This is a genomic window from Clostridiaceae bacterium, assembly GCA_012840395.1.
GTDB lineage: Bacteria > Bacillota > Clostridia > Acetivibrionales > DULL01 > DULL01.
Genome location: DULL01000033.1, coordinates 41,333 through 50,320, shown reverse-complemented (window position 1 = coordinate 50,320; position 8,988 = coordinate 41,333). Strand labels below are relative to the sequence as shown.

Sequence of the window (8,988 nt, the reverse complement as noted above, 5' to 3'; positions counted from 1 at the left end):
TCCCTTAAGACCTCAATCACTATTTTTGCTTTTTCTTCCGGTGTAAAATTTCTTCTCTTTTCCATAGTTCCATTCTAACTTATTTTGGCCGTTTTGTCTGTCTTAATTTCTGGTATCATTATAGTTTAAAGCCTTATAAACACTATTATCTTGTATTTTGTCAATTTATCTTAAAACAACATATTTACATAATTATCACTGTAATATTCCCTGAGAATGCCCCTATAACTTAAGATAACAACTGCCCACCATCATATTGTCAACCATAATTTATTTTTTGGTTGACAAATGCAACTCATTTATGTATTATAGTTTAAAACAATTCTCGGGAGGATTCAATATGAAGATTAAAACTAAAGATATGGTAATAACTGGACTTTTCTCAGCATTAATGGTGGTAGGAGCATATATAAAAATTTTCCTCCCGGTAGTACCTTTTTCTCTGCAGCCTTTTTTCTGTACACTAGCAGGAATACTACTTGGCTCAAGGCTTGGAGCACTATCCCAGATAATATATGCAGTACTGGGTTTAGCAGGTCTGCCTGTATTCACACAAGGAGGCGGGCTAATGTACATATTTAAACCAAGCTTTGGATATATCTTAGGTTTCATTGCAGGAGCCTATATTATTGGAAAAATATCAGAACTGCTTAATACACATAACTTTAGAAATACCCTTATATCTATCATGTCAGGTTTGGTAGCAATATATGCCATTGGAATACCTTACGTATACTTCATATCTAAGTTTTATCTTAAAAACACAGACATAACCTTCATGTATGCCATCACCACAGGCTTGATGCCATTTATAATAAAAGACGCAATCCTCTGCACAGTCGCCGCAATAATAGCAACAAAAGTAATACCATCCATTAGACGATAATCCATGTTATATCTCTTTTTTCATATGTATTGCTCATGAGTAATTTGCTAAGCATAACGTTCACTACTTTAATCTTACTATCTCTAATTTAAAACTGTTGTGCTGTCGAACTATATCTGTATACTTAACTCTTATCTCTTATGTATTGCTCATGTGTGATTTACTGAGCATTACATATGAACAAAGCTTACGGATAATCTATAATAAAACTACATCCCAATTAACATAACCACTCTCTGTTAATTCAATTGTATTGCTCATGTGTGATTTGCAAAGCATAACGTATGAACGAAGCTTACGGATTGTTTATGTATAAGGCAAGAAAAATCCGTAATTCGCGGCACGGACGCCGCGAGCCGGCATCTGAGCCAGGACGGCGAATATGCCGGGTAGGATTTTTCGCAGGCTTATATATTTACAATCCGTTGCTGAAGTTCATGTTATGCGGCAAATCACACTGAGCAATACTTCCACTTCCTCTTCCCCTCTAATACTTCCTCACCGCAATCTTCCCCATCCCGCTTCTCAGCGACACCTTTGTATCATGCCCAGTCTCCGGAAACTCATTAACCTCCAGGCTGCCCACACACTCAATAGTCACCGGAGAACCATCCGGCAAATTAACCTCCAGACTACCCATTCCTGTATCAAAAAAATAAGTTCCCTCATCCCCAAACTCAGACTTAACATAAATATTACCCATATTAATCTTCACATTGGAACCCTCAAGCATTCTCCCTTCAGAAACCTTAAGATCACACATATCAGCATTTAAAGAAAGTTTACCTATCATTCTGTTAATACTAACATTAGCCCTGTCAATTAAAAAATTCAGGTTGCACCTTATATCATCAAAAAACTTAATCTGCCCCACTTTAACATTACAATCAAAAGAAGCTGCTTTCTTAGGAATATACATCCTTATATCGGTACTTATATCGACAGGATTCTTTGTAGACCCCTTATAAGCAGCCTGTACTGAAACAACATTCTCATCTTTATTAATATCTATACTAAAATCACCAAGCTTTTTCTTAAGGGCCTCTTCATCTTCCTGTCCCCTAATCCGCTTGGTGATTTCTAATTTAACTTCATCCTTATCCCAAGTATAGACTTCAAGATTTCCACTTTCAATTGACACATCCAGATTAGCCAGACCCTTTACAGGGATGGTATCTTCAATATATTCCTCCACTCCCCTTTTAGGGCCCAAAACAACATTATCACTACCACAACCTGACACAAACAAGGCTATCGCAGCCAACAAAGGTATTATAACCCTGTATTTCATCAAGTTCCTCCGAAATAATTTAAAAAATTTTAACATCAGGCACATTTTACCATAATATTGTAAATTTTTAAATTATTTCCCAACAGTAGCGAATCACCTCAAATATAAAAGTAAGGACAGATTCCCAAAGCATATAACAGTGAATCATATGCGTGTGAATCAGTCCTTACTATCCCTTACTATCTTACTTTCCTATCGCTCTTCTAATTCGACTTATAAAATGCGAAAACACAACTCCCGGCTCTTCCAGATCGCTTAGCCAGCGCTTCACCCATTCCAGAGACACATATCCCTTATAGCCGTCTTCCATTAACAGATTAAGTGCCTCAAACACAGGCACATCCCCGTGGCCCAGCATCTTGTACTTTATCTTTCCATTCTGGACAACCGAGTCCTTCATATGTACATGGCAAATATGATCCTTAAGAGCCTTATAAGCCTCATCTGCAGAAACATTCATAAACCTGTAGGGGTGGTGGATATCCCAAAGAACCCCAAGATTACCGCTTCCTACTGCATCCAGGAGTTTCAGTATCTGAGCCGGATCGGCAAAAAACCCGTTGGTCTCAATAAGTACTTTAACTCCCTTTCCATCAGAATAGCTGGCAAGCTCAGAAATATTCTCCTTAACTGTATGGAAATCTATTTTCTCTCCAGGTTCGGGATTTCTATCTCCCAACATCCTTACAAAAGGCACTCCCAGTTTTTGTGCCAGGTCCACATACTCCCTGCCTTCTTTCAAATTGATCTCAGCCCTGTCCTTTTCAAACAGGAAGCAGGAAGAAGTAAGACAGGGTATTTCAAGTCCAAGCTTATTTAACCTCTCCAGTGTATTATCTATGTTCTCATCAGAAAACTCTAATATGTCAGGAGCATGCAGCTCTGAACCAATTCCTCGTATTTCAATACCGTCATATCCAAGGTCTTTGGCGGTGGACACCACATCATTCCAGGTCCAGTCCGGGCATCCCAGCGTAGAAAATGCAACTTTCATCTCATCAGCCTCCTCATAAATAATGTAAGGCAAAATTTCTGATTTCTTTCAGAATTTTTTCCGATTTTCGGAACTCCTTAAGTTAATATTATCACTTTTCTGAATAAGTGTCACCATACAACCAGATTCTTTTATATATTCCTTTGTATATTCTTTTAAATACTATTTCATATACTTTAATATATAAGTTAACAATTTGCTAAGCACATATATGAGCAAAGCTTACGGAGCATGAGGTAGAGGGACACTCCTTGCTCGTGCAAGGGGCATTTCTTTTGCCATAAGAAGTGTCCCTCTATCTTGTGCTTCGTAGCTGAAACGAACAATATGCGTGTAAATCGTTAACTTCCTTTTGCCTGTCTTCTGTTTATTTCTCTTACAAAATATTATATAATTGATTTAGATAAAGGGGGTGTATTATGGGTCCACTTGATTTTGTATATAACATTGGCCTTATCCAGGCTCTCCTGCTCTTTTCCGGCTTATTCCTAATAATTGTGGAAATGTTTAATCCCGGTTTTGGAGTAGCAGGAATAACAGGAATTATTCTTCTTATTTTAGGCATAATAATTACAGCTAAGTCATTCCTTGATGCATTGATTATGACAGCCATTATATTGGTTATCATTGTTGTTGCACTATTACTTGTACTACGTTCAGCTTCCCGGGGAAGGCTGAAAAAAGTACTCGTACTATCCGATTCATTAAAAAAAGATGAAGGTTATACCAGCGTAGAATCTCTTGAGAATTACATTGGCAAGGAAGGTGTAGCATTAACCATTCTCCGTCCTTCCGGTTCCGCTGAATTTGATGGTGAAATATTGGATGTAGTTACAGAAGGCAGGTTTATTCCCAAGAATTCAAAAGTAAAAATAGTTGATGTGTCAGGCAGGCGCATCGTAGTAAGAGCTGTAGAATAAAGTACAGCAGAATAAAAATAATAATGATGAGGTGATTTTACATGGAAGCTTTGATAGTATTTTTCATAATTACTGCTATAATTTTGTTTTTCTCACTGTTTTTCAGCTTCGTGCCCGTTGGGCTATGGATTTCAGCTTATGCCGCCGGTGTTAGAATAGGCATATTTACTCTTATTGCAATGAGATTAAGAAGAGTAGTACCCTCCAGAGTTGTAAATCCCATGATTAAAGCAGTAAAGGCCGGAATAGATGTATCAATAAACAAGAAACAAGCTTGAAGCCCATTATCTTGCAGGAGGTAATGTTGACAGAGTTGTAAATGCGCTTATTGCAGCCCAGAGAGCAGATATCCCTTTGGGATTTGAAAGAGCTGCAGCTATTGACCTGGCAGGAAGAGATGTTCTTGAAGCCGTACAGATGAGCGTTAACCCCAAAGTAATAGAAACTCCCGTAATTGCTGCAATTGCTAAAGACGGTATTGAGCTTAAGGCAAAAGCCAGAGTTACTGTCAGAGCAAATATTGACAGGCTTGTAGGTGGAGCAGGTGAACAGACTATTATAGCAAGAGTTGGTGAAGGTGTTGTAACCACAGTTGGTTCATCGGTTTCACATAAAGAAGTCCTTGAAAATCCTGATTTGATTTCCAAAACTGTTCTGGAAAAAGGTCTTGATGCAGGTACTGCTTTTGAGATTCTGTCCATTGATATTGCCGATGTGGATGTAGGAAGAAATATTGGTGCTCAGCTCCAGACTGACCAGGCTGAAGCCGACAAGCGTATTGCACAGGCCAAAGCAGAAGAAAGAAGAGCAATGGCTGTGGCAAGGGAACAGGAAATGAAGGCTTACGTTGTTGAAATGCGTGCCAAGGTTGTAGAAGCCGAAGCTGAAGTTCCCAAAGCAATTGCAGAAGCTCTCAGAGAAGGTAAACTTGGTGTTATGGATTATTATAATATGGAAAATATTATTTCTGACACCCAGATGAGAAGAGCCATTTCCAGTGCCGGCAAGAACGAAAACCAGCCTGATGATAAGAAATAGAGAGGGCAAAGAAAATGAATGGTTTTTATAACATGATGAACAATATGATGAATAATAGGATGCCAAAGTCTCCGGTTTCTCCAAGAAGTTACAGGCATGGTGCAAGACCTTTGACAATACCAGGCTCAAGACCGGTAAAAAGAATAATTGAACCTGAAAGGTTACAGAAACCTGAAGACATTCCGGAAAGAAGTGAAAAATCCCGTGAATATGCTGATTCCGGTTTATCTTATGAATTTGACAGGCAATCAAGCCTGCAAGTCTCAGATAACCATGCTACCCGGGAAAAAATAAGTCCTATGGATCACATTATTAAACTTGATAAAGAAAGCGTTGTAACAGGAATTATCTTTTCTGAAATTCTTGGAAAACCAAGAGCCCTCAGGAAACACAGGTCATTTTTAAAGTACAGGGATTAATAAAAATACGGGAGGACGTTGCCTGGCCAATAAAGGTAAATAGCCGAAAGCCAGAAACGTCCTCTCTCTTATTAATAAAAATATTATTACAATCCTTTGCCGGCAAGCACACTTAAAGCTTTTACAGCTTTTTCTTTTACTTCTGCTACCGGGTCGTGCTCGATAATATACCTGATATGTTCTTTTCCTCTTTGATCTTTTACTTTAATAAAAGCATCAAGAGCTGCCATTCTGACCTTTGCATCAGAATCTTTTAAGGCAGTTATCAAAGCAGTTACCGCTCTATAGTCACCTATTTCACTTAATGCATTGACAACCTTTACACGGATATCAACATTTGAATCGGTAACTAATTTTGCCAGAGCTTCGGAATTCTTTTTCTTTGCCCAGCTTTCAATTTTCTTTTCCTTGCTTATAAAAAACACTTTAGCCTCACACCCTCCTAAAATATAATTATTAATCTATAAAAAACTTATTTTAGCTCACGGGTAGCAGAGCATTGAATACATTTTTACTGCAATTATGCTTAAGACAGGATAATTCAACGCACAAGTTAGAGTATAACATAATAGACATATTTTTTTCAATGACTATTTATGTTATTTTTCGTAACCATATTAATAAATATTTCCGAGAGGTGAGGATCGAATTTTACCCCGGCATTTTGCCTGATTACTTCTATGGCCTCTTCTTTACTCATTACTTTATTTCTGCCATAACCATGTATCATACGGTCATAGCTTTCAGCTAAGGCTATTATCCTTGCAAGCAGAGGTATTTCGTTTCCCTTTAGACCTTTGGGATGGCCTTTTCCATCCCATCTTTCATGATGGGCCAACACTGTTTCTGCCAAATCTAATGTACACTCAAAAGAATTAAGAATTCTATATCCTACAATAGAGTGTTTTTTTATCTCGTTCTTTTGATGGGAATCAATAGGTCTTCCCTCTCTTAGTAAATCATGATCCAGCGCTATCTTCCCTATATCATGAAGATATCCTGCTTCAGTAAGTTTGCGTATGTCAACTTCGGGCAAGTTAAGTATTTTTCCAAATTCCTTGCAAAGTTCGCTTACTCTTTGGGAATGTTCTTCTTCTCTTTTGCTGATTTCATGGAGAGCAGTAATAATATTTTCTACCACAGTGCTTTCCAGTTCCTTGTTCTCGATTGTTTTTGCCAAATACATCCTTTCTTCCGCCCTGTTTATAACATCTATAATATTCTCCTCCATTTTTTCCTTTGTATCTACGCCCATAGAGATGCTGCATTTAACAGTTTTCACCTTTTCCAGGGAAAATTCTTTCTTAATCCGTTTAATTATTTTTTCCGCATCTTTATAGGTTGTTTTAGGGAGGACCAAAACAAACTCATCTCCGCCCAACCTGGCAATTATATCTTCTTTCCGGCAAACCCTTTTGAAAACATCTGATATCTTTTCCAGCAGGATGTCCCCATAGCTGTGTCCAAAGATGTCGTTTGTCAGCTTTAATCCGTTTACATCTGCCATAATGATAGAGAGAGGCAAATTTTCTTTATTGTCCAGGCGCTCAATCTCGTTCTGAAAAAACCTTCTATTATACAGGCCTGTTAATGTATCCCTGAAACTAAAGAATTCAATCTTTTTACGCTGTTCTTTCTTTTCGGTTACATCCCTGAAAACAAGTACAACTCCAATAGTCTGGTTCATGTCGTCTTTTATTGGTGCAGCGCTGTCTTCCAGATAGTACTTTGTGCCGTCTTTGGAAGTAAGCATGGCATGGTTGCCTAAAACTTGCACAGTATCTGTCGCAAAAACTTCTGCAACAGGATCTGTTATTTCCATACCTTCTTGTTCATGGGATAATTTAAATATTTCTTTGTAATGTTTTCCGCGGGCTTCCGTCTTTGACCATCCTGTCAGCCTTTCTGCAGCTTTATTCAGCATCTCCACATATCCATTTTTGTCAATTACTATAACACCATCACCTATGGAGATTAGTATCTGGAGATATTTATTCCGTTCCTGGAAAAGTTTTTCCTGGGCATCCCTTCTCTCTATAGCATTCCATGTGCCGTTCATTAGAAAATCTATTTCATATACATCATTATTGTCATATACACCTTTTTTATTTGCCAGACCTACAACAGCCTTAATTCTGTCATCAATTACAACTGGGACCAACATTAATTTTTCTATCTTAACATAACCTTCAGGGAATACCTTTATCTCATGATGAGAATTTTCAAAATCATTTATTACCACAGGCTCCTTCTTTAGAATAACTTTTCCCCACAAGCCTGCATCATTTAAATGGTATTTTCTTTTCACTTCAGCTATATCCACTTCATTAGTTACATCTCCTGCCAGGCATCTTAAGTGCAATTCTTCTTTTTCTTCATCATATAAAAATATGCATCCACAATGACTTTCGGTAAGTTTAATAGCTTCATTCAGGACATAGTCCATCTGCTCCTGCTTGTCTTTAAAGCTATGGGTAAATATATCTGCAAGTACTTTATAGCGGTGTATTCTTTTTTCTTGTTTTTTATCTGATTCTTTTTCATCGGTAATATCTGTTACATAAGCCCCTACCCCGTAACGTCCATTCATTAATTTAACAGGGAATTTTGTGGTTTTATAGGTACGTCCCTGCCATACTACCTCGTCAATGATTAAGGCATTTTTTTCCAGGACTGCCATATCCGTTTTTCTACGTTTAAGGGCAAATTCTTCTTCTGTCAGGCTAAAGTCATCCTGTCCGATAATCTCCTCGGATTTTTTATTATAGAAAGCTTCAACTGCTTTATTTATGAAAACATATTTCAGATTTTCATCTTTTAGATACATTAGATCTTTATTTGCGTCAATAAATGTTTGTTTTAATTCATTCAAATTATCTATTTCTTTTTTGGATTGTATAATTATTTTATGATTCCTTGCCAGCAGTATTAGTAATACCAGTAATATTGCTATAATAATAGCTCCGGTAATTATTTGCAACAATGATCATCCTTTCTTCTTTTTGCTCTAACAGAACTTTTTCTGATATGTCATGTATAATTGAATATAGAACTTCTCTTCCTTCATACCGCACCGGATAGGAAAATACCTCTACACTGCGTATTTCTTCACTTTTCAATTTATGTTTGAAAATGAAATAGTTTCTTTGTTCTGATACTGCCGCCGCCATCTCCTTCTGAATATCTTCGGTAGTTAAAGTATTAATTTGAGAGATTTTCATTGACAGAAGTTCTTCTCTAGAGTAGCCGTAAAATGATAATGCAGCGTTGTTTGCATAAAGAATTGCTCCATCTTGAGGGTTGATAACCAACATAACTGCTCCATGTTCATTAAACATATTTGAAAAGTCGTTGGAAACAGTAAGAATCTCACTTCTTGCGCTTACCGGGCAGGTCAGGATAATGCTTAGTAAAATTAACACAGCAAATGCTTTTATCAT

General features: G+C 37.4%; 8 protein-coding genes and 1 pseudogene. 4 read left to right on the top strand and 5 right to left on the bottom strand.

Annotated features, from left to right (window positions below; translation table 11 throughout):
• The first annotated feature begins 340 nt into the window (after positions 1-340).
• Entirely contained in the window at positions 341-886 is a 546-nt protein-coding gene (locus GXX20_04200; protein HHW30865.1) for a biotin transporter BioY, read from the top strand.
• A gap of 487 nt (positions 887-1,373) precedes the next feature.
• Here GXX20_04200 and GXX20_04195 read toward each other — a convergent pair whose 3' ends face one another.
• Together GXX20_04195 and GXX20_04190 are read right to left on the bottom strand one after the other, a co-directional pair.
• Complete coding sequence (locus GXX20_04195) at positions 1,374-2,177, bottom strand: hypothetical protein (protein ID HHW30864.1); 804 nt, start codon at positions 2,175-2,177, stop codon at positions 1,374-1,376.
• A gap of 184 nt (positions 2,178-2,361) precedes the next feature.
• The gene (locus GXX20_04190; protein HHW30863.1) at positions 2,362-3,171 is read right to left on the bottom strand and encodes a sugar phosphate isomerase/epimerase; all 810 of its coding nucleotides are present in this window, start codon (positions 3,169-3,171) and stop codon (positions 2,362-2,364) included.
• Between the two features lie 419 nt (positions 3,172-3,590).
• On the opposite strand from GXX20_04190, the gene GXX20_04185 reads away from it, so the two are divergent.
• The 3 genes and pseudogenes from GXX20_04185 (at position 3,591) to GXX20_04175 (ending at position 5,548) form a co-directional block, all read left to right on the top strand.
• On the top strand, positions 3,591-4,091 hold the full coding sequence (locus GXX20_04185; GenBank protein HHW30862.1) for a hypothetical protein: 501 nt from the start codon (positions 3,591-3,593) through the stop codon (positions 4,089-4,091).
• Positions 4,092-4,132: 41 nt separating this feature from the next.
• Positions 4,133-5,129 (top strand): annotated as a pseudogene (gene floA / locus GXX20_04180) (flotillin-like protein FloA).
• Positions 5,130-5,143: 14 nt separating this feature from the next.
• Complete coding sequence (locus tag GXX20_04175) at positions 5,144-5,548, top strand: hypothetical protein (protein ID HHW30861.1); 405 nt, start codon at positions 5,144-5,146, stop codon at positions 5,546-5,548.
• An 86-nt stretch (positions 5,549-5,634) separates the two neighbouring features.
• Here the strand turns inward: GXX20_04175 and GXX20_04170 are convergent, their stop codons facing one another.
• The 3 genes from GXX20_04170 to GXX20_04160 all read right to left on the bottom strand — a co-directional run bounded on the left by GXX20_04170 (position 5,635) and on the right by GXX20_04160 (position 8,988).
• Positions 5,635-5,973 carry a HEAT repeat domain-containing protein gene (locus GXX20_04170; protein HHW30860.1) on the bottom strand — a complete coding sequence of 113 codons (339 nt, stop codon included), beginning with the start codon at positions 5,971-5,973 and terminating at the stop codon, positions 5,635-5,637.
• A gap of 158 nt (positions 5,974-6,131) precedes the next feature.
• Positions 6,132-8,528 carry a diguanylate cyclase gene (locus GXX20_04165; protein HHW30859.1) on the bottom strand — a complete coding sequence of 799 codons (2,397 nt, stop codon included), beginning with the start codon at positions 8,526-8,528 and terminating at the stop codon, positions 6,132-6,134.
• Positions 8,455-8,988: a PAS domain S-box protein gene (locus GXX20_04160; GenBank protein HHW30858.1), complete on the bottom strand. Its 534-nt coding sequence runs from the start codon at positions 8,986-8,988 to the stop codon at positions 8,455-8,457. The genes GXX20_04165 and GXX20_04160 overlap by 74 nt, the downstream gene beginning before the upstream one ends.

What these genes read in the sequence shown, in the direction of transcription:
- GXX20_04200 (HHW30865.1), top strand. Translation starts at nt 341, where the DNA reads ATGAAGATTAAAACTAAAGATATGGTAATAACTGGACTTTTCTCAGCA.
- GXX20_04195 (HHW30864.1), bottom strand. Translation starts at nt 2,177, where the DNA reads ATGAAATACAGGGTTATAATACCTTTGTTGGCTGCGATAGCCTTGTTT.
- GXX20_04190 (HHW30863.1), bottom strand. Translation starts at nt 3,171, where the DNA reads ATGAAAGTTGCATTTTCTACGCTGGGATGCCCGGACTGGACCTGGAAT.
- GXX20_04185 (HHW30862.1), top strand. Translation starts at nt 3,591, where the DNA reads ATGGGTCCACTTGATTTTGTATATAACATTGGCCTTATCCAGGCTCTC.
- GXX20_04175 (HHW30861.1), top strand. Translation starts at nt 5,144, where the DNA reads ATGAATGGTTTTTATAACATGATGAACAATATGATGAATAATAGGATG.
- GXX20_04160 (HHW30858.1), bottom strand. Translation starts at nt 8,988, where the DNA reads ATGATAAAAGCATTTGCTGTGTTAATTTTACTAAGCATTATCCTGACC.